This window comes from Acinetobacter legionensis (assembly GCF_048552295.1).
In the GTDB taxonomy this organism is placed as follows: domain Bacteria; phylum Pseudomonadota; class Gammaproteobacteria; order Pseudomonadales; family Moraxellaceae; genus Acinetobacter.
In genome coordinates this window covers 167235-187514 of sequence record NZ_JBIMCW010000005.1, presented here as the reverse complement: position 1 = coordinate 187514, position 20280 = coordinate 167235, and the positions used below count along the sequence as shown (strand labels likewise).

The 20280-nt window shown below is 39.2% G+C and carries 20 protein-coding genes and 1 pseudogene; 13 read left to right on the top strand and 8 right to left on the bottom strand.

Annotation, left to right across the window (positions count from 1 at the left end):
- The first annotated feature begins 180 nt into the window (after positions 1-180).
- The 7 genes and pseudogenes from ACG916_RS06220 (at position 181) to ACG916_RS06190 (ending at position 4688) form a co-directional block, all read left to right on the top strand.
- The gene (locus ACG916_RS06220) at positions 181-474 is read left to right on the top strand and encodes a hypothetical protein (RefSeq protein ID WP_419328251.1); all 294 of its coding nucleotides are present in this window, start codon (positions 181-183) and stop codon (positions 472-474) included.
- Between the two features lie 2 nt (positions 475-476).
- Positions 477-911 carry a hypothetical protein gene (locus tag ACG916_RS06215; RefSeq protein ID WP_419328252.1) on the top strand — a complete coding sequence of 145 codons (435 nt, stop codon included), beginning with the start codon at positions 477-479 and terminating at the stop codon, positions 909-911.
- Positions 908-1096, top strand: a pseudogene (locus ACG916_RS06210) (hypothetical protein); the annotation flags it as partial. The gene ACG916_RS06215 and the pseudogene ACG916_RS06210, both read left to right, overlap by 4 nt.
- 139 nt (positions 1097-1235) lie before the next feature.
- Positions 1236-1622, top strand: a complete 387-nt coding sequence (locus ACG916_RS06205) for a hypothetical protein (protein ID WP_419328253.1) — start codon at positions 1236-1238, stop codon at positions 1620-1622.
- Between the two features lie 208 nt (positions 1623-1830).
- The gene (locus ACG916_RS06200) at positions 1831-2238 is read left to right on the top strand and encodes a hypothetical protein (RefSeq protein WP_419328254.1); all 408 of its coding nucleotides are present in this window, start codon (positions 1831-1833) and stop codon (positions 2236-2238) included.
- A 164-nt stretch (positions 2239-2402) separates the two neighbouring features.
- Positions 2403-3125 carry a tetratricopeptide repeat protein gene (locus tag ACG916_RS06195; RefSeq protein ID WP_419328255.1) on the top strand — a complete coding sequence of 241 codons (723 nt, stop codon included), beginning with the start codon at positions 2403-2405 and terminating at the stop codon, positions 3123-3125.
- 378 nt (positions 3126-3503) lie between these two features.
- Complete coding sequence (locus ACG916_RS06190) at positions 3504-4688, top strand: TonB-dependent receptor (RefSeq protein ID WP_419328256.1); 1185 nt, start codon at positions 3504-3506, stop codon at positions 4686-4688.
- Between the two features lie 111 nt (positions 4689-4799).
- On the opposite strand, the gene ACG916_RS06185 is transcribed toward ACG916_RS06190, so the two are convergent.
- Both ACG916_RS06185 and ACG916_RS06180 read right to left on the bottom strand, forming a co-directional pair.
- Positions 4800-5633, bottom strand: coding sequence for a DMT family transporter (locus ACG916_RS06185; protein ID WP_419328257.1), 834 nt, complete (start codon positions 5631-5633; stop codon positions 4800-4802).
- Between the two features lie 75 nt (positions 5634-5708).
- The gene (locus ACG916_RS06180; RefSeq protein ID WP_419328258.1) at positions 5709-6689 is read right to left on the bottom strand and encodes a LysR family transcriptional regulator; all 981 of its coding nucleotides are present in this window, start codon (positions 6687-6689) and stop codon (positions 5709-5711) included.
- Positions 6690-6789: 100 nt separating this feature from the next.
- Here ACG916_RS06180 and ACG916_RS06175 point away from each other — a divergent pair, with 100 nt between their 5' ends.
- From ACG916_RS06175 to cntB, 6 genes are all read left to right on the top strand, one after another.
- The gene (locus tag ACG916_RS06175) at positions 6790-7902 is read left to right on the top strand and encodes a tartrate dehydrogenase (protein WP_419328259.1); all 1113 of its coding nucleotides are present in this window, start codon (positions 6790-6792) and stop codon (positions 7900-7902) included.
- Positions 7903-7944: 42 nt separating this feature from the next.
- Positions 7945-9600, top strand: a complete 1656-nt coding sequence (locus ACG916_RS06170) for a BCCT family transporter (protein WP_336954779.1) — start codon at positions 7945-7947, stop codon at positions 9598-9600.
- Positions 9597-10550 carry an alpha/beta hydrolase gene (locus ACG916_RS06165; protein ID WP_419328260.1) on the top strand — a complete coding sequence of 318 codons (954 nt, stop codon included), beginning with the start codon at positions 9597-9599 and terminating at the stop codon, positions 10548-10550. The genes ACG916_RS06170 and ACG916_RS06165 overlap by 4 nt, the downstream gene beginning before the upstream one ends.
- A 67-nt stretch (positions 10551-10617) precedes the next feature.
- Positions 10618-11733, top strand: a complete 1116-nt coding sequence (cntA, locus tag ACG916_RS06160) for a carnitine monooxygenase subunit alpha (RefSeq protein WP_419328261.1) — start codon at positions 10618-10620, stop codon at positions 11731-11733.
- 128 nt (positions 11734-11861) lie between these two features.
- Complete coding sequence (locus tag ACG916_RS06155; RefSeq protein ID WP_419328262.1) at positions 11862-13313, top strand: NAD-dependent succinate-semialdehyde dehydrogenase; 1452 nt, start codon at positions 11862-11864, stop codon at positions 13311-13313.
- A gap of 111 nt (positions 13314-13424) precedes the next feature.
- Positions 13425-14381, top strand: coding sequence for a carnitine monooxygenase, reductase subunit CntB (cntB, locus tag ACG916_RS06150; protein WP_336954775.1), 957 nt, complete (start codon positions 13425-13427; stop codon positions 14379-14381).
- 504 nt (positions 14382-14885) lie between these two features.
- Here the strand turns inward: cntB and ACG916_RS06145 are convergent.
- From ACG916_RS06145 to ACG916_RS06120, 6 genes are all read right to left on the bottom strand, one after another.
- Positions 14886-15767 carry a SphA family protein gene (locus ACG916_RS06145; RefSeq protein ID WP_419328263.1) on the bottom strand — a complete coding sequence of 294 codons (882 nt, stop codon included), beginning with the start codon at positions 15765-15767 and terminating at the stop codon, positions 14886-14888.
- Positions 15768-15841: 74 nt separating this feature from the next.
- Entirely contained in the window at positions 15842-16762 is a 921-nt protein-coding gene (catA, locus tag ACG916_RS06140) for a catechol 1,2-dioxygenase (protein ID WP_419328264.1), read from the bottom strand.
- Between the two features lie 124 nt (positions 16763-16886).
- Positions 16887-17948: an NADH:ubiquinone reductase (Na(+)-transporting) subunit F gene (locus ACG916_RS06135; RefSeq protein ID WP_419328265.1), complete on the bottom strand. Its 1062-nt coding sequence runs from the start codon at positions 17946-17948 to the stop codon at positions 16887-16889.
- A gap of 11 nt (positions 17949-17959) precedes the next feature.
- Positions 17960-18322 carry a phenol hydroxylase subunit P4 gene (locus ACG916_RS06130; RefSeq protein ID WP_004721365.1) on the bottom strand — a complete coding sequence of 121 codons (363 nt, stop codon included), beginning with the start codon at positions 18320-18322 and terminating at the stop codon, positions 17960-17962.
- Positions 18323-18416: 94 nt separating this feature from the next.
- On the bottom strand, positions 18417-19943 hold the full coding sequence (locus ACG916_RS06125) for an aromatic/alkene/methane monooxygenase hydroxylase/oxygenase subunit alpha (protein ID WP_004820631.1): 1527 nt from the start codon (positions 19941-19943) through the stop codon (positions 18417-18419).
- A gap of 67 nt (positions 19944-20010) precedes the next feature.
- A complete protein-coding gene (locus ACG916_RS06120; RefSeq protein ID WP_004721361.1) occupies positions 20011-20280 on the bottom strand; it encodes an MmoB/DmpM family protein in 270 nt (89 codons plus the stop codon).

Sequence of the window (20280 nt, the reverse complement as noted above, 5' to 3'; positions counted from 1 at the left end):
TATGACCAGCTACCACAACAAAATAAGGTAGCTTAACTAGAGCAGAGTATCACTTATAAATAAGCTTTTAGTTGTTCAAACATGTGGGACCACCTCTGAATGCTGTGATGGTGCTTGATGGAAGTAAAAAACTAGGTGCTTCTGATCTTACAAAATTAAAAGGTAAGTTTTCGGCTAGTTGTGGCAGGTTATATTTTTAATAAACCAGTAAAGGATTGTGAAGTAAATAATACAGATGCATTTTTAACTGGTTTAGCAGGAAGTGCAAGTGGTGGTATATGGGGAGTACGTGCAGGTTTAGTATTACCTATTGATACAAGTTCTACATCGGTTAGTGAAAAAGTTAAAGCTTATTTTGCCTCTAAAACGATGAAAGGTTTTGAAATTGGGGTTGGTACTCCAGGTGCTGATTTTAATGTTGGATATGGTGTTGAAGGTCAAGGCCGCTCTCTTACAGAAAAAATTAGGGATTAAATATGAAATTTTGCAGTTTAAGTTTTTTAATATGTTCTATGATCACTTTAATAGGATGCAGTAGTAATAAAATTTATAATGAACCTTCAGATAAATACCCGTTTGATGAAAAAATGAAAACTGTTTTAGGTGAAAATTTGGACGTTATTGATTCATTACGAAGAGCAGAAGTACAAGTTTTATATTTTGATCTAAAGGGTTCTAATAATAGTCAGAAAATATTAGAAATAACAAATTTATTAGAAAAAGATGGATGGATGCTTAAAGGAAAAGGAGTAGGCGTTAATACATATTGTTTAGGTTTGAATAATCGTATCAATGTAGTAATTGTTGGGAATGGGGAACTTTATGATTTTAAAGGTGAAAAATTACCAAAAAATAATGTCGATGGTGTTTTGTATTCTTACAATAAATGGGGTGATGATCTTTGTAAATAATTACTGATTATGGTTATGATGTGTTTGGTCGCCGATTATTTTAGAATTACCAATCAGCCTACAGTCTAAACTTGTTTGGTCGGGATGGTGATCTGATTGTATGGGAATCAGTGAAATCATCGAAAGTTCAAACTGATTATATTAAGCTCTATGTTTATGAACTAAATAGCTTTGCACCGCAATAGTTATAAGTGTCGGAACAGGTGGTATTGGATTAATCGTTATAGAGATGCTGCATTGTTGCTGTTTGAATAGGGGGAGGTAAGGTTGGTTAAATTATGGGAAATGGCGTAGATAAAAATATAGAAAGAGTGATTAATTAGAATGTTAGAAAAGTATTTGGAAATAATTTTTGCAGTAGTTGGGTCTCTTTGGATCTCTTGTGCATTGATTTCTAGTTTCAAAAGTTATGTATATGTTAAAAAAAATCTTAGTGCTATATCTAAATTACTTTTTGAAAATCCTAAATATTTTAAAAAGTTAGCTTTAACTAATTTCTTTTTGATCGAGACAACAATAGGAATTATTGCGGCAGCTAGATTCAGAGAACTAAAAGTATTAAAAAGAGATACAGTTTTTTCTAAAGGGTTATTACCATTAGCACCTAGCCTCAATGATAAAAACCTTAATCTATTATTAAAGAATCATGGAGATTGGTATAAGTCTGTTGTACAAAATATAATTTTTCGTCTATTTGCTTATCAATATTAACGATATTACTCTTCGTGCCAAAATAATATTGAAAATTAACTTACATCAAAAACCAAGACTTCAACTTTGTCGTAGCCCATTTATAGAGATGATATTGAGCTAGTCGTTATTGGTGCTTACGCTGTTACTGGAGGAATAGCCGGAGATTGGCTAGGTGAAATGGTTGGATCTGGTGCTGATAGAAGTATAGAATGGATGACTAAATAAAATGCTGGAAAATACTTTAAAAATAATACTAACTATCACAACCTTACTTTTGTTTGTTAGCTATCCAATTGCTGTATTTAAAAGCTATAAATATGTTAAAAAAAATCTTCATTCTCTCTCTAATCTATTTTTTGGAGATCCCAAATATTATAAAAAATTAGATTGGGCGAATCACTTAAAAATAGAAATGGCTGTAGGAGCTATTGCTGCTTTAAGATTTAGGGAGTTAAAAATACTTAAAAGAAACTCAGTTTTTTCTAAAGGATACTTGCCTTTATCTCCTAATCTCAATGATAAAAACCTTAATTTATTATTCAGAGATCATGGTAAATGGTATAAGTCTGTTACAAGAAATATCACTATTTCATCATTTTGTTTGCTAATTTCAACAATCATTTTTTTATTTTAAAACAAAATTAAAATATCTCAATTTAAACCCATGACTATACTTTATAAGCTCAAGAAAATTTAAACAGCATGTAGCCTCTAAATTACTTTATAAAGTAACAAATTCTATGAGCCAATCAATGAACCTGAACTTATAATAAAGTTATAAACACTAGGACAACCATAATGCTAAAGAAAACGTTCTTTATATTGTTAAGTAGTACAATTTTTACAGTATATGCAACTCCTGATTTTTTAAGCTATAAAAATTGTAGTCCGCTAAATTTAAGTGATGAAAATTTTAGTCTTTCATCGAAAGATGTCTTTCCTGAATATTCATACATCACTAAAAAATATAACTTTTTGACCTTACCGATTTCAGATCATGATCAACGCTACTGTTTAATTATCAATAATAAAAATAAAGTGATTGTGGATGCTATTCCAACAATGTTAAGCGGTATGTGTGCTGGAAAGTGGGATAAGCAAAAGGATCTACCTATTTGGGAGGCTGATGTAGGTGGGGGAAGAGGCACAGTTGTTTATATGAATTATTCAACAAGCCAAAATTTAAAGAAATTGAAAAAGTCTGAGAAATTAGAAATAGATGAAATAATTAAAAGTATAAATTGTCAATTGCCTGTATATAGCAAAAATGATATTCAAGAGCTTAATGATTCTGCATTTTATTTATATAAATTAGGTTATTACAATGAATCTTTAAACATTTTAAACCATGTTATAAAGCTAGATCCAAGTAGAGCAGTAGCTTACTTAAATATAGCCGATATTTATGTCGCACAAAAAAATGAACCGATCGCTAGAAAAAACTACGCTCTATATTATGCAGAGATGAAAAAATTAGGTCTTTTAAGCAAAGTGCCAAATAGAATTAAAAAATACCTATAGTTAGGTTTTTTAGAGAAGATTTTTCTCTAATTATTTTATATCCATTAGGAAAATTCGCAAAGACTCCGGCAGGTATTCCATTAAGCTATGATGACATTAATGTCTGGCAGATTTCTGTTTATAAAAGTACATCAAAGTTAGCTGCATGTAATCAAAATTAAAAACGATTTTATTGATTTTAAGACGCTTTGATTTGAATCGTTGTCATAAGTTTGGTTTTTCAATAAAACCTAAAAATCACAGATTTTTTACTCCCTTACTATCATTTAATCAATCCGCATTAAACACAGTCTGTAAATTCCGACTTTATAGTTTGCCCATTGTTTGTTGTACATAAACTCTTCATTTTTATATGAGGTTAAACAAGGATGTACAACAATGAAGAAGTTATTTCTATTTATAGGTTCAATGGGACTTTTGGTCAGCATGCTCAGTTTTGCAGCAGATTTAAGTATAGGTGACCCTAAAACAGAATCAGGTGAGCTTAAACTTTCTGGCGCAATTCGTACCCGATATATGTACAAAGATTATATCGTTGAGGCAAACGAAGGTTCTAAAAATAAGGATTGGCAGCTTGCAGATATTAAAACAGTATTGAGTTATGAAAATCCAAATTGGATTGCCTCATTAGATCTACGCTGTTACCAATACAGCCGTTTATGTGATGGATTATTTCTAAAAGATGCTTGGGCTGGATATAAAATTTCAGACCAACAACGCTTTACCGTGGGTTTCCAGTCAGTTGATTTTGGATTTGGTCGACTGTGGGGCAACAGCTATTATGAAACCTTGCTAAATACGGTTGGCTTAGAAGATATTCAAAATCTAGGTGCGAAGTATCAGTTTAAAAATGATCAATACAATTTTATTTTAGGTTTTTACCCAACAGATGGCGGTAACTATACAGGGACATCCAAAGACGCAAGTCGCTATAGTGGTAACTTCGTTCAAGCCGATGATTTAAGCCAAGGCACAGATATCGATGAAAAAAATATGTGGGTGACTCGCTTATCTAAAAAATTTGAGTTGGACCCAGCGCAAAAGTTTTCAACTGAGATTGGTGGTTCATTCTGGTACTCAGATCTGGAAAATAATCGCACGCAGCAAGACGGTCATCGAAGTACATGGAGTGTATTTAGTACAACCAATTATCAAGCATGGCAATGGCTTTTCCTTGCAGGTGAACAGAACATTAAAAATGCCGATAATCTTCTGCCAAATAGCTCAACCATCGGGGCATTTGATTATCCCTACCAAGTGGCCAATAAAGGTAAATTTATGGCCAATGAAATTAATTACACCTTGGCACAGCCTTTTTATCAGTTAGAAAATATTAAACCTTATCTGTCCTATAGCCGTTTCTTTAAAGATCAGAAGAGCTATCAAGATTCAGATCGTTTAATTGCGGGGGTGTATTTTAATTACAAGGCCGTAGGAATTCAGGGTGAATATATTTGGAGTCGTAATGATCCAATGACAGGCGGGAGTGCCAGTGGTCTAGCACAAGGCGACAGTAATCAGTGGAATAAATTATTTTACTTATCAATTGGTTATTACTTCTAAAATTAACATTGAAGATCAACCAGTCTATTTAAAAAGGCTGGTTCTTTCGGTTCTGCCTACGCCAGCTACTCTTAGGAATAGTTGGTACTTAGGAATAAACGGCTTTTAGTATTAGGCAACTCTTAGGACCAATGCCCCGATTAAAATAATACATGACGAGATAATACGTATCGTATTAACTTGCTCTTTGAGAATAAAGATCGAAATTAGCGTAGCAAATAAAATTGAGGTTTCACGCAGTGCGGCAACAATCGCAACTGGTGCAAGTGTCATCGCCCACAATGCGAGTCCATAAGAGAAAAATGAGCCAATCCCACCGATTAAACCGAAATGCCAATTATGACGAAAATAATCACCCATCTGGCGATACTGCATTTTCAAGGCAAATATAAAAAAGATCAGACCTGAGAGCACAAAGCTCCATAAGATATAAGAAATGGGTGATCCTGAGAGACGAATCCCATGACCATCCACCAAGGTATAGCCAGCAATCAAGACCGCATTGAGTAAGGCTAAACCAATCCCTTTTCGTCCCGTTTGAGAGCTTGCTAAGATCATGGATAAAATGCCAATCGAAATGGTAATGATCCCAACCCACGCATTGAATTCCAGTGTTTCATGTAGCAAAAATGTCCCCAAAACTGCCACAATAAGCGGAGCAGTACCGCGCATCAGTGGATAGCTTAGTCCCATGTCAGCGACACGATAGATTTTGGCAACCATGCCAAAATAGAGAATTTGTATTCCCGTTGAGGCTAAAATATAAGGCCAGCTAGCGCGATGTGGTAGCGGGAAAAAGGGCAGTAGTAGCGCTGCTAAAACTGCTGCTGATGCAGTCACCAATACAGTGGTTAAAAATTTATTTGAGCCTGCTTTTACAATAGCATTCCAAGTGGCGTGAAATGCCGCTGCGATTAAAATAAGGCCAAATATTGCCGTACTCATATGCTACCTGCTTTTTCATGATCGGGTTAATGTGCATGATGTTGATGGAAAAAGAAAGCAGGCAGCTTATCGTAATTATAGAAATACTTTTTCTGTATTCGGTTGAGTCAGTTCAACCGCTTGAACCTGTTGTCCACGCGATAGGTTCTGAACATGCTGCAATCGATGGAGCAGTTCATTTTGTATAAACAGGATACAAGTCTGTAATTTAGACGAGCTTTTTAGCCGTGAAGGATAGACCGCCCATACATCGGCATCTTGCCAGTACTCAGGCAAAATATGCTGTAACTGACCACTAATCAGCTCATCAGCAACATCCCAAATTGAACGTAAGATAATGCCATGACCTTCAACTGCCAATTGATGAATAATTTCACCATTATTGGATATAAAGCGAGGAGTAACATGTACGGACATATCTTCCGAGGCATGTCGCAATTTCCATAACACCGAGGATTGATCACGCTCACTGATGGTTAAGCAATCATGATTGCGCAAATCATCTAAGCTTTTAGGCATACCATTTTTGACTAAATAGCTTGGTGCAGCACAAAAAATTCGGAAGTTTGAAACCATTTTTTTGGCAATCATATTGGGTGCAATTTCATTACCAATCCGAATATCTAGATCAATACTGTGTTGAATTAAATCTTTCGTATTATCAATCGTATCAAACTGAATTTCTAATTTTGGATACATGGTCATTAGCTTCGATAGGATCGGTGCGACGTGTTTGCGTCCAAAACCAAAGCTACTGACAATATCCAGATGTCCAGTAGGGGTACTCAATGGGTTATTGACTAACTCACTGATTTCATCGAACTCATTCAAAATATGAACAACTCTCTCCAAAATCAGTTTGCCATCTTCAGTCAAACTGACATGACGGGTACTGCGATGAAACAATTTACAGTTTAAATTGTTTTCTAAAATATTGATGCGCTTACTAATAAATGCAGGTGAAACACCCAGTTCTTCCGCAGATGCAACAAAACTTCTGCGTTTCGTTACTGTGCAAAAAACCTTTAAATCCGATAGGTTAGGTAGATTGTTCACGATCCGTGTCCATTGGGGTGATAGTTTTATTATTGATCATTTTTGCTGAAAATAGCATGTTTACTTCTAAGGATATTAACCAAAGGTGTAAGGGAGCGTTATGGCAAAAAAGTATAAAGTTGCGACGATTGCAGGCGATGGAATCGGATTAGAAGTTCTACCAGAAGGGATTAAGGTTGTAAAGGCTGCTGCAGACAAATATGGCATAGCGATACAGTTCGATGCATTTGAGTGGGCAAGTTGTGATTATTATCTTGAACACGGCAAAATGATGCCAGACAACTGGTTTGAAATTTTACAGCAATACGATGCAATTTTCTTTGGTGCTGTGGGCTGGCCAGAAAAAGTACCAGATCATATTTCTCTTTGGGGGTCTTTGCTACAGTTCCGTCGTCGTTTTGACCAATATGTGAATTTACGTCCAGTACGTTTAATGCCTGGGGTGAAATGCCCACTTGCAGGTAAAAAACCAGGAGATATTGATTTCTACGTGGTCCGTGAAAATAGCGAAGGTGAATACTCTGCGATTGGTGGTAAGGCTTTTGAAGGTACTGAGCGTGAGTTTGTTTTACAAGAAGCTGTGTTTACCCGTCATGGTGTAGATCGCATTTTGAAATATGCTTTTGAGTTTGCCAATCAACGCGATGCTAAAAAAGTTACCGCTGCAACCAAATCAAATGGTATTGCAGTCAGTATGCCGTACTGGGATGAACGTGTTGATGCGATGGCAAAACAGTATCCGCAAATCAAGGCAGACAAACAGCATGTCGATATTTTGGCCGCTCGTTTTGTATTACAGCCTGAACGTTTTGATGTGGTGGTTGCTTCAAACTTATTTGGTGATATTTTGTCGGATTTGGGACCTGCATGTACAGGAACGATTGGTTTAGCCGCTTCTGCAAACTTAAATCCAGAACGTAATTTCCCATCGTTATTTGAACCTGTACATGGTTCTGCACCCGATATTTATGGTCAAAAAATTGCCAATCCAATTGCTGCAATCTGGTCTGGTGCAATGATGTTGGATTTCTTGGCAGATGGCGACGAACAGGTGGTTCAAGCAGGCCAAGAGATTATGCAGGCGATTGAACATGTATTGTTACATGGCCCGAAAACACCAGATGTGGGTGGAACAGCCAAAACGGGCGAAGTTGGAGATGCGATTGCAGCATTTGTAACACATCAAAAAATGAACTTATTCGCGATGGAGTAATCGCCCTTAGGGAATAAACAATCAGGATCCAAGATGGATTGAATGGATATGGATAATCAAAATACAAAACTTTATACAGATAAGACACTTGCAATAACCAGTCTTGCCGTAGTGTTTATTTCGGTGGCTGGTTTGGCAATTTACTCAACTGAATCTATACAGCTTGCTGCTCAATGGATGAAGTGGACAACATCTGTTTTTACCACACCAGTGCTGTTATTTACATTTTTGTCAATTATTTTTACCTTTGCTTTGGCGTTTAGTAAATATGGAAAAATCAAGTTAGGTGAAGGTAAGCCGCAATACACTACCATGTCATGGATTTTCATGTTCATTTTATCGGGTATTGGTTCTTCGACCTTATATTGGGGCTTCTTAGACTGGGCTTATTATTATCAAACACCGGGTTTAAATTTAACCCCTGAATCTGCGGAAGCATTGAAATATAGCGTTGCTTACTCATTCTTTCATTCGGGATTGAGTGCTTGGTCGATTTATGCGCTAGCTTCAATTTCACTGTGTTATAGCTACCATGTCAGAAAGAATAAAGGCTTGAGTTTGGCTTCAATGATTGAAGCGGTCACTGGCTTTAAGGCAACCGGACCTGTTGGGCGTCTTGTCGATCTGATGTTCTTGTTGTGTATGTTCGGTGCTTTAACGATTTCTTTGGTGCTGACTGCGGTGACCTTTACCAATATTTTGTCGCAGTTGACAGGTATTCCCAATACTTTTATGACCAAAGTGGTGATTATTTTTGCAGTATCGATTTTATTCGCCCTAAGTTCTTATGTGGGAATGGATAAGGGCATGCAACGTCTCAGCCATATGGTGTGTTTAGGTGTGGTGTTGTTTGCGATTTATGTGCTGTGCTTTGGGCCGACCCAATTCATTATGAATAACTCGCTGATGAGCTTTGGCTTAATGGCAACCAATTTTGTCGATATGAGTTTATTTACCGACCCAATGGGCGATGGAAAGTTCACCCGTGAATGGACCGTATTTTATTGGTTATGGTGGATTTCTTATGCACCGGGTGTGGCGTTATTTGTAACGCGTGTTTCAAAGGGACGTACCATCAAAGAAGTGATTCTTGCCATGGTCATCGGCGGTAGCGTTGGTTTATGGTTCATCTTTGGGGTGTTTGAAAACTACAGTGTCTATAACTTTATTCACGGTATGGTCAATGTGCCACAAGTTTTAAGCCAACAAGGCGGTGAAGTTGCGATTAGCCAACTGCTTGGTTTATTGCCTGCTGGCAAACTGATGATGTGGATCTTCCTTGGAATTATGGTGATTTTTCTTGCAGCACATATGGATGCTGTGGGTTATGCGGTGTCAGCAACGTGTACCCGCGGTTTACGTGAGGGGCAAGACCCATCACCAAATGCGCGGTTGTTCTGGTGTGTGATGCTAACCCTTGTTCCGATTGCGATGATTTTCTCTAAAGCGCCTTTGGACACCATGAAAACTGCGACCATTGTGACTGCCTTGCCATTCATTGTGATTATTTTGATACAGACCTATGGCTTGGTGAAATGGTTGATTGAGGATTATTCAAAGGTTCCATCTCATCTGATTGAGCAAATGAGTTTTAGTGAGTTGGAATCTTTGGATCAAACAGACTCAAATAAACATATGCACATTGATGTTGCAATTGAACCCACTGCGGATAAAACCAGTCAAAAGGAATTGTCATGACACAACAACCGAGCATGCACTATAGATTGAGTGAAGAAATGCAAAGTCTGGTGTATTGGAGCAGCATTTATTCGCCTGCGGATGATGATATCGATTCTATTCGGGCTGCGTATGATGCGATGTGCTTGCATTACACCTTACCGCGTGATGGTACGGTCAATATTGAAGATAAAACTGTGCCGCAGCTCAATCATCCAGTCAATGTTCGGTTGTATTCACCACTGGGTGAAGCACCAGCAACAGGTTGGCCATGTATTTTATATCTTCATGGTGGTGGTTGGATGGTGGGGAATCTTGATTCACATGAGTTTATCACTCGCTATTTATGTCGTGATTTAAATGTTGCTGTGCTGAGTGTGGATTATCGCTTAACACCAGAGCACCATTTTCCAGCTGCATATGAAGACTGTGAAACAGTATATCAATGGTTATATCAACATGGTCTGCAATGGAAGATAAACCCAAATAAAATTGTTTTGATGGGGGACAGTGCGGGCGGTAATTTAGCGGCTGCACTTGCAGTGCAATTACAACATACAGGGGCTCAAGCCTGTGGTCTTGCAATGGTTTATCCATGTTTGAGTAGTCGTTTTGATACGGCATCCTGTCAGCAGCAAGCAGATGCACCGTTACTGTCAGTAACAGATATGCATGATTACTTGAAAGCCTATGCGCCAAATGCAAGCGATTGGCAGGACTTGCGTTTATCGCCACTGTTGGCACAGGATTTTTCCGATATGCCGTCTAGTTTTATCGCTGTCGCTGAGTATGACCCACTCTGTGATGACGGGCGTATTTTTGCTGACAAGTTAAAACAAGCCAATATTGCAACCGAATTTTATTTCGGTAAAGGATTACTGCATGGCAGTTTACGTTTAGTCCGTGATTGTCCTGTGGTGCAAGATTTATATCAGCAAATGCTGAGTTCGTTAAAGCCAATGTTTAATTGATTTGAACATCAGCCAATTTTAATCAAAAGGTCGTTAGGACAAAAAAGAGTTTAATGGAGTAAAAGACATGAATGCAGTTGAAAAATTACCAGAAGATTTCTGTTCAAACCCGGACGTAGCTTGGACCTTTCCAAAAGTCTTCTATACATCTTCTCAGGTTTTTGAGCGTGAAAAAGAAGAAATTTTTGCAAAAAGCTGGATTTGCGTTGCACACGGCAGTGAGGTGGCGCAAGCCAATGACTATATTACTCGTAAGGTGATTGGTGAAAACATTATCGTGATTCGAGGTAAAGATAGTGTATTACGGGCTTTTTATAATGTCTGTCCACATCGTGGTCATGAATTGTTAAGCGGAAGTGGTAAAGCGAAGAATGTAATTACCTGTCCTTATCATGCATGGACATTCAAGCTAGACGGGAGTTTGGCGTTGGCACGTAACTGTGATCATGTTGAATCATTTGATAAACAAAACTCAACGATGGTACCGGTAAAAGTTGAAGAATACGCAGGTTTTATTTTTATTAACATGGATGAAAATGCCACTTGTGTTGAAGATCAATTGCCTGAATTTGCCCAAAAACTTAATGAAACTTGTGCTGTCATCAAAGATTTAAAACTTGCAGCACGCTTTGTGACAGAGACACCTGCAAATTGGAAAGTGATTGTAGATAACTATATGGAGTGTTATCACTGTGGACCTGCACATCCAGGCTTTGCAGATTCTGTTCAAGTGGATAAATATTGGCATACCACACATCAAAACTGGACTTTGCAGTACGGTTATGCACGCTCTTCGGAAAAATCGTTCAAGCTTGATCCATCTGTGAAAGATCCAACCTTTAGTGGCTTTTGGACATGGCCTTGCACCATGTTTAATGTACCACCAGGCGGTAACTTCATGACTGTGATCTATGAATTTCCTGTAGATGCTGAAACGACATTACAACATTATGATATTTACTTTACCAATGAAGAACTGACTCAAGACCAAAAAGATTTGATTGAATGGTATCGTAATGTCTTCCGCCCAGAAGATTTAAATCTGGTTGAAAGTGTGCAACGTGGCTTAAAGTCACGTGGTTATCGCGGTCAAGGGCGAATCATGACGGATAAGCAACGTTCGGGGATTAGTGAACACGGTATTGCTTATTTCCAAAACCTCGTTGCGCAATATCACAAGTAATCATTTAAAGGAGCCTCTCAAAACATCACCAGGGCGAACAGCTCAATCATGTGATTTTTAGAGAAGCTCTCAAGTTAAAGGTACGGCAAATGAAGCCGTACCTTGCTTTCAAACCATAGGATCATGACATGTCAAGTTTGCAAGGTAGTCCGCTATTTCAACAACGCGGATGGGTAAATGGTCAGTGGATCAATGCACAATCCAAGGCCACTGTACCCGTCACCAACCCAGCAACAGGTGAAGAGATTGGGCGTATTCCCAATATGGGGGCAGCAGAAGCAAGCCGAGCGGTTGATGCTGCATATCAAGCTTTAGCAACATGGAAAGCATTAACTGCACAAAAACGCGCAGATCTATTATTGGCTTGGTATCAGTTGGTATTGGCACATGCTGACGAACTGGCCCGTATCATGACTATTGAACAAGGCAAGCCTTTGGCTGAAGCTTTAGGTGAAGTGAAATATGCTGCTTCATTTATTCAATGGTTTGCAGAAGAGGGTAAGCGGGTTTATGGTGATGTGATTCCAACCACCAATAATCAACAGCGTTTTATCATTACCAAGGAACCTGTAGGTGTGGTTGCAGCAATCACCCCTTGGAATTTCCCAATTGCCATGATTACCCGTAAGGCTGCGCCAGCTTTAGCTGCCGGTTGTACGATTGTGATTAAACCTGCCAATGAAACGCCTTATTGCGCCTTGGCCATTGCAAAACTTGCAGAAATGGCAGGAATTCCTGCTGGGGTGATCAATGTTGTAACAGGTCAATCACAAGAAATCGGTGCGGTATTTACCAGTCATGAAAAAGTCAAAAAACTAACTTTTACTGGTTCAACGCCTGTTGGTCGTTTATTGATGCAGCAATGTTCAGACACGATTAAAAAACTTGCGCTCGAACTCGGTGGAAATGCGCCATTGATTATTTTTGATGATGCAGATTTAGATAAAGCAGTACAAGGTGCAATTTTTGCCAAATTCCGTAATGCAGGGCAAACCTGTGTTTGTGCCAACCGTATTTATGTACATGACAAGGTTTATCAGGCATTTACTGAGAAATTTGTGCAAGAAGTTGAAAAATTTAAGATTGGCAATGGTCTTGAGGAAAATGTACAGATAGGCCCTTTAATCAATGAAAAAGCCGTCCTTAAAGCACAACAGTTGATCGATGATGCACGTAAAAAAGGTGCACAAGTGGCTTGTGGTGGTAAACAGCATGCACTTGGACAGACCTTTTTTGAACCGACTGTGCTTACAGATGTGGATCAAAGCATGGAAATTGTCAAAGAAGAAATCTTTGGGCCAGTTGCACCACTGATTCGATTTAGTGATGAAGCAGATGTGGTTGCTCAGGCCAATGACACCATTTTTGGTTTGGCCGCCTATGTGTATAGCGAAAGCATTTCACGGATCTGGCGTGTCGCAGAACAACTTGAATATGGCATGGTGGGGATGAACTCAACTGCAATTTCAAATGAAGTGGTTCCCTTTGGTGGCGTGAAGCAATCAGGGGTAGGCCGTGAAGGTTCTAAGTATGGCTTAGAAGAATTCATGACCATTAAATATATGTGTTTAGGGCTATAGGATAAAGGCGTGTTGGACATTCATTGATGATCATTCAACACGCTGCCCCCCAATGAGAAAGCGCTTGAATAAGTACTTAACAAAGCAATATGTGGTAAAGAGGATTTAGACATGGCAAGTCATTATGAAATGTTTGCATCAGTGGTCACAGGGGTAGAGCAACTTACACCATTGATCAAACGGTTTACATTTAAACGTCAGGATGGACAAAATTTTCCTCAGTTTAATGGGGGCAGTCATATCATTGTTAAAATGAATGATCAGCTTTCCAATGCCTATTCACTGATGAGCTGTGCTCAGGATCTTAGCACTTACCAAGTATGCGTACGTAAAGATGTAGAAGGTAAAGGTGGTTCGGTCTATATGCATGAGCAATGCAATGAAGGTTGTGAAATTCTGATTTCAGAACCTAAAAATTTATTTCCACTGGCTGAAAATGGCGCAAAACATATTTTAATTGCGGGTGGGATTGGGATTACGCCTTTTGTGCCGCAAATGGATGAATTGGCAGCACGTGGGGCAGATTACGAATTGCATTATGCTTATCGTTCGCTGGAGCATGCTGCGCTGTTGCAAGAGCTCAAACAAAAACATGCTGAACATATTTTTAGTTATGTCGATTCAGATGGGAAATGCCTTGACCTCGATCAATTAATTTCTGCACAGCCAAAGGGCACACATGTTTATGTCTGTGGGCCAAAGCCAATGATTGATGCTGTGATTGATCGTTGTAATTTTCATCGTTATCGAGATGAATATATTCATTGGGAACAATTTGCTTCAACCGTACCTGAAGATGGTGAAGCATTTACTGTGGTTTTGGCGAAATCCAATCAGCAAGTCGAAGTTCAAGGCAACCAGACTATTTTACAGGCAATTGAAGCATTGAATATCGATGTTGAGTGTTTATGTCGTGAAGGGGTGTGTGGTACCTGTGAAACTGCAATTCTAGAGGGTGAAGCAGAGCACTTTGATCAGTATTTGAGTGATGATGAAAAGGCATCACAGCAATCGATGATGATCTGTGTATCTCGTGCTAAAGGCAAAAGATTGGTATTAGATTTATAAATGATTATAAATGAAGCTTATGTTTTTATATGAACTTTTAGAAATTGTTGGATATTAATTCATTTTTTTGTACTTTTGAATCCTAGATGATTATCCTACCGTGGGGCGACATGGATGTCGCAGTTGAGCGGGGGTACAGGACGTACCCCTCGCCCAACGGAAGATTTTTGTCATCTCTGAAAAGTGAGGCATCGCCTACGCAAAGTGATTTAAACTTTTATTGTAAGGTGTGGCATTGCAAACTTTTTTATAATCAAACAATTTATTTCCCCATACAATTGATTTAATTAAAAATAGCGATTATAAAAAATTATATTTTTGTGTCAGAGTTTTTTGACAGGTTGACTATATATTACAGCTTTATTTTAACCTGAATTGACGGTTTCTAAATTAACGCCGAATGAATTTCATTCGGCGTTAATGACTGATTAAGAATATGATTTAGCGACTACATTTGAGCATCAGCACAAAAAACCAAATACAGCTGAGTGGAAAGCATACCCACTAAAAAGCCCACACAAATTTTAATACACTCGTATGACCTTCAGGGCGATTCTCAACATGAGTTTCTTTTAAATACTTTGCTTCAATTGACCAGTTTTTATCTTGATATTGTATTGCAGGACCAATTGCCAAAACTTGTCCACGCATCGCAATATTTTCACCCTGTTGCTTATCGGACTTGGTTTGCTTAAAAGCATAGCCTTCAACAGCCACTTTAATCTGATCAGTAAGTTTATATCCAAGACTATAATCACCAGCAAAATATTCCCCAGATTTGTATTGGGTATCATCATTTTCAGTATTAAAGCTATATGAAATTTTAGTTGAAATATCTAAACCATTTTTTGGGGCATAGCTGTAAGCAAAAATCGGTCGAACAGTATTGTAGTTTTTGCCAATATTGGCGACCAAAGGCTGTTGTGCTGTGGCCTTATCATATTGACCTGTGGCGAGTACTGTTTCTACCGCGGCAATCCAGTGGTGATCTCCTTGATGCCAACCTAACATTGACCCCAACATTAAATCACCTAAGGCACTGTTATGATCTGACATCCCCGCTGCAGATAATCTGAGATCAACCATAGGCTGTATGGCATAGAAACCCAGTTGACCACCGAAATAGTTTTGTTCTGTCATCCAGACCAAACGGGGTATAAAGGCATTTACATCTAAATGAAAATTCGCTGGGCCATTATCAAAACTTCCAGCATGGTAATTTTGATAATAACTTAATAGATACACGCCAGCAGGTGGTAGTGCGCCTGCCATCATACCTTCAGCACCGAGGGCAAATGAGTCAGCCCCATTTTCTGTGGCACAGGCAATGCTACTGGTTAAACCGAGCATCAATGGAACTGAAAGTTTGAACATCAGTTGTTTCATAGAAAATCCTTTTCAATGATATTTTTATTGCAGGTAGCTGTAGTTAAACGGATTAAGCATCACTACATTGTTGACTAAGCGGCTACTCGACGACGATCAACCTCTGTAGAGGGGGCTTGATCAGCGTCTTGGACCAATTGGAAATTAAATTTGATGTGTTTAAAGGCTTTATTTAAATTGTATTGTTTAATTTTTGCGAGATCCGTTACATCCAGCGCAGTAGCAATCAGTCCATCACGAGTAGCAAAGGCAAAGTCATCCCAAAGGTATTTGTCACCTTCAATATTAAATTGAGTGGTCAGTTTGCGATAACCCGGCGCAGAGACAAAGTAGTGAACATGAGAAGGACGGTTACCATGTCGACCCAACAAATTGAGTAAAGCTTGTGTTGTACCTTCAGGTGGACAGCCATAACCGACAGGCATGGTGGTTTGAGCAATATATTGACCTTGTGTATCGGTGAAAATACTGCGGCGTAAATTAAATGCAGACTGAGATTTATCAAAGAATGAATAGTTGCCTAAACTGTTGGCGTGCCAGATTTCTACTTTTGCATTGGGAATAATCTGTCCAGCAGTGTCAGTGACAATGCCTTCAATGATTAAGGCATCGACGTGCGCAGATTCAGAGCCATCATCCATACGAGCAAAGCCAACGGACTCAGGCGCACCTGCAACATAAAGCGGTCCTTCAATTGTTCGTGGTGTTCCACCTGTAATACCGGCTTTAGTATCTGCTTCATCTGCACGTAAATCTAAGTAATGTTCTAGCCCTAGACCTGCTGCCAAAAGTCCCAGTTCATTGGCTTGACCTGCATCTGTCAAATATTCTAAGCCTTTCCAAAGCTCGGTTTGAGACATATCTAAGTCTTCAATGGCTTGGAATAAATCACCAAGTAAACGAACAACGATTTGCTGAACACGCAGATTGACTTCACCTGTTGCTGTCGCGACATTCATTTGCTGAACGAGGCTATCGATTTGTTGTCTATTCATCATCATCTTCCTTTGATTGATATGAGTATTTGGCATGAGTATCTTGAGAGCGATCTGGAATCGGTGCAGATCACTCAAACTGGTGTTGGTATATTGGATAATTTAAGGGTTCAACCACTCAACTTTAGATGTGTCTAAAAAGTGCCGAACGTGATTGCCCATTTGCACCATCTGCAGCACTTAAAAAGCGTTCGGTATGGATGTCTTTTTCAAATAAGCGGCTTTGCATCAAGGTGGAGATGGCGGCATCAATCATCGGTGGCGGGCCACATAAATATGCCTTGTGACCACTGCATTTATTTTCAAAATAATTGGCAACCGCTTCATGTACATAACCTGTAAACCCAGTCCATTGGTCTTCTGGCTTAGGCGCATTTAAAGCAGGGATGTATCTGAAATTTGGATATTCTTTGACAAGCTGTTCGAATTTTTCACGGTTATATAATTCAGCAACATCCCGTGCACCTTGGAACAAATAAATGATACGGGTGTCACCTTGTTCTAAAAGATCCAGAATCATCGATTGAGGGCTTGAAAGACCTGAACCACCTGCAATGAAAATGACATTTTGCTGATCAGACTTACGCACAAAAAATTGTCCATAAGGTCCTGAAAGCGCCATTTCTTCACCAACACTCAGTTCATCATGCACATAGCGTGTTGCAGCACCCCCTTGCACTTTACGAATATGTAATTCGATCAGATTTGCTTCGCTCGGTGTATTGGCGATTGAAAATGCCCGGGTTCCTTCAATATTGGGGAGTTGGATATTGATGTATTGACCTGCTTGAAATTGCATTGGTCGATCAAGTTGAAGTCGAACACCTTTAATCGTCGGCGATAAATCCGTTATTTCAATGACTTTGGCTTGGTAGTCTTGGACTAAATAGCCTAAGAAATCCTCGTCTTCATCCACATCCGCTTCGATGATCATGTCAGATTCTGGCTTGCAACAACAAGCCAACACTTTATTTTCTTCACGTTCAATATCCATAAGCGCAAAAGGCGAGGCTTCACCTACATCATAAAAGCCGTCTGTGACTTGAACTTTACATGTACCACAAGTGCCATGTCCACATGCAAAGGGCAACCAAATACCTTGACGCAATGCTGCATCTAAAATGGTTTGATCCTCTTCAACTTGAATGATGGTTCCTGCTGGTTCAATCGTGACTTGATAGCTCATCTGTGTTCTCCTTAAACATGTGTGCCTTGGTAACCTGCTAAATCAGGCGTTACAAAGCGCAGGAGAGATTTATGATCAAAACCCAAATCTTCTAGGGACTTAGAAAAATCAGCCTGTAAAAGATTGCGGTTTAAACGGAATTCAACTTTAGACCAATCAATATGTTTAAAATCGGGATGTTGCTCAAAACCCGCCTGAATTTGCCCATCAATCAAGGCTTGTAAGCTTTGTTTTGGTGAAACCACAAAAGCATGTGCCGAACAAAATAAGGTGTGATGATCCCAACCAATAAACAACAACATGTTTTCGCCGTAATTTTGTTGTAGATCTAGTGGTTCAAATTGATATTTTTCAACAATCGCTTGTACAGTCATGGTGTATTTCCTTAAACTTTTGAATAAATCCTTGAGCGGATGCTGTCGAGTTAGACAACATCCATTGCTTATTTTTTAATTTTTGGATGAGGGTTTAAGCTGCGTTGCCTTTCCACTTTTTCCAGCGCTGTTGGTCAGGTGAACCTTCAATATCGAGATTGTCTGCACCGACATTAAAGTTGTAGTAATCCCTTAAAATACTTTCTAAATCTGGACCACCACAGTTACCCTGCAAAATTTGATGTACAGGCAACCACGCTTGGATGTATTTCTCAGGTTCGCGTTCAAAAATGTCATGACAACCATCAGAGCAAGTGTGATAACGCTCATCTTTGTAAATTGAATCACGATAGCTAAATAGTGTTGGGTCACCATCCATTTCAGTAAAGGTCATTGGAATTTGGCACACTTGGCACAATTGAGGTAAACCTGCGCTATAGAAGCGTTTACCTTCAGCTTCCATTTTTCGAGCAAGTTCCCAACGTGGGCGGTAGTATTTATCAAACGTGTCAGGGTATTTTTCTGAGAGCCAATCCATTTCCTCATCTGTTGGGATCCACGTATGGAAGCCTGCTGCATGACCGAAGTTATAGAAAATCCACCATGCTTGATGCGAAACATGTTCTTTCTCTTTGCTAATCACTTCACTATATTTCGGCATACGAATCCCGTAGCGACTTAAGTCTTTAAATAAAGCGCCACCTGCTTCTTCAAAATAAGTTTCCCAAGCTTCTTTCCATGACATGACTTTATTTGGCAACATGTAATCCATCATCATGCCGACGATGGACAGCAGGCGAGTTCCTCGCCAGAACCATTTATCAATCCATTCTTGTACGATTGGCACATTATCTTCGTGCTGTTCCAGTAAGAATTTTACAATTTCCAGTCCTAGCGTCATGTGGCGTGCTTCGTCTGATTGTGCACTAAAGCCAAATGTTACGGTTGCCATATCACCGTTGTAAGCTGCTCCCGACATGAATGGAACGAACAATAAGTTAGTTAGGACATATTCAAAGGCAAAGCTGATTGCCAATAAAAACTCAAAAGGTCCCGCTGAACGTGCATCTTCAAAGAATGATTTAGGTACAGACAAGTACCAGACACGGTCATGCATATGCGCCCAGTCTTGGAAGCCATCAAAGAACTTGTTGTAATGGCTCATGGCATGAATCTGGGTTTGTACATGACGTAATTCATCAATCGATTGCATTTGCGAGGCGATACGTGCACCGATGCCACTGAACTGACGCCCAACATGGGCATAGCCTTGGTACGCTTGATACTCAAGCGGGGTTACCGCGGTTAAAAACAGTTTAATCGCGTTGACATAACGTTCATTTGAAACATTCATTTGTCCATTGTTTTGTGCAAAAGCATCAAAAATGGCATATAGCTTCTTTTCTTTTTCTGCTTGGTATTTCCAATAGTTATCCATGGTTAAACGGAAAGGATCTTCCCATTTCGACCAGTCGGTAATTTTGATGCCTTCAAACTCTTCATACGGAAAGGCATCTTTACGATCTGCATAGGAAAAGTCCCAATCTAGATCACGGGTGAGTATCCGATATCGTTCTTTGGCATTGAGTTTTTTATTGTTTACTTTGGCTTGGCTATTCATTTTGATCATCCTTTAACTTACATGCAGCTGCCTGCTATTTATGCTTTAAATCTAGGGGAAGCGCAGCTTAGTTCCACTTCAAGGTAAAGCTGTCATCATCTTCATCAACATTGCCACCCAAGGTAATCATGTTGAGTTGTAGTTCTTGGATATCCCAGTTTTGCCCAAGTTTTTCTGATACTGTTTCTGCACGTACCACCAGTTCGCCAGTGCTTTCTACCCGAATCATGGCGGGAAGATATTGAATTGTTGCTTCAGGATTGTCCTGTTCAATCGCTTCAATGATGTAGCGTGAGGTGTCATTGTCTTGCAATGCTAAATAAACTTTAGAGGTCAT

Bases quoted from the DNA above. Each gene is read 5' to 3' on its own strand.
- ACG916_RS06130 (WP_004721365.1), bottom strand. From the start codon at position 18,322: ATGACTGTACAAGCGATTGTTGAAAAATATCAATTTGAACCACTAGAT.
- catA (WP_419328264.1), bottom strand. From the start codon at position 16,762: ATGAATAGACAACAAATCGATAGCCTCGTTCAGCAAATGAATGTCGCG.
- ACG916_RS06175 (WP_419328259.1), top strand. From the start codon at position 6,790: ATGGCAAAAAAGTATAAAGTTGCGACGATTGCAGGCGATGGAATCGGA.
- ACG916_RS06185 (WP_419328257.1), bottom strand. From the start codon at position 5,633: ATGAGTACGGCAATATTTGGCCTTATTTTAATCGCAGCGGCATTTCAC.
- ACG916_RS06125 (WP_004820631.1), bottom strand. From the start codon at position 19,943: ATGAATAGCCAAGCCAAAGTAAACAATAAAAAACTCAATGCCAAAGAA.
- ACG916_RS06135 (WP_419328265.1), bottom strand. From the start codon at position 17,948: ATGAGCTATCAAGTCACGATTGAACCAGCAGGAACCATCATTCAAGTT.
- ACG916_RS06170 (WP_336954779.1), top strand. From the start codon at position 7,945: ATGGATATGGATAATCAAAATACAAAACTTTATACAGATAAGACACTT.
- cntB (WP_336954775.1), top strand. From the start codon at position 13,425: ATGGCAAGTCATTATGAAATGTTTGCATCAGTGGTCACAGGGGTAGAG.
- ACG916_RS06165 (WP_419328260.1), top strand. From the start codon at position 9,597: ATGACACAACAACCGAGCATGCACTATAGATTGAGTGAAGAAATGCAA.
- ACG916_RS06195 (WP_419328255.1), top strand. From the start codon at position 2,403: ATGCTAAAGAAAACGTTCTTTATATTGTTAAGTAGTACAATTTTTACA.
- ACG916_RS06205 (WP_419328253.1), top strand. From the start codon at position 1,236: ATGTTAGAAAAGTATTTGGAAATAATTTTTGCAGTAGTTGGGTCTCTT.
- ACG916_RS06145 (WP_419328263.1), bottom strand. From the start codon at position 15,767: ATGAAACAACTGATGTTCAAACTTTCAGTTCCATTGATGCTCGGTTTA.
- ACG916_RS06190 (WP_419328256.1), top strand. From the start codon at position 3,504: ATGAAGAAGTTATTTCTATTTATAGGTTCAATGGGACTTTTGGTCAGC.
- ACG916_RS06120 (WP_004721361.1), bottom strand. From the start codon at position 20,280: ATGACCTCTAAAGTTTATTTAGCATTGCAAGACAATGACACCTCACGC.
- cntA (WP_419328261.1), top strand. From the start codon at position 10,618: ATGAATGCAGTTGAAAAATTACCAGAAGATTTCTGTTCAAACCCGGAC.
- ACG916_RS06155 (WP_419328262.1), top strand. From the start codon at position 11,862: ATGTCAAGTTTGCAAGGTAGTCCGCTATTTCAACAACGCGGATGGGTA.
- ACG916_RS06200 (WP_419328254.1), top strand. From the start codon at position 1,831: ATGCTGGAAAATACTTTAAAAATAATACTAACTATCACAACCTTACTT.
- ACG916_RS06215 (WP_419328252.1), top strand. From the start codon at position 477: ATGAAATTTTGCAGTTTAAGTTTTTTAATATGTTCTATGATCACTTTA.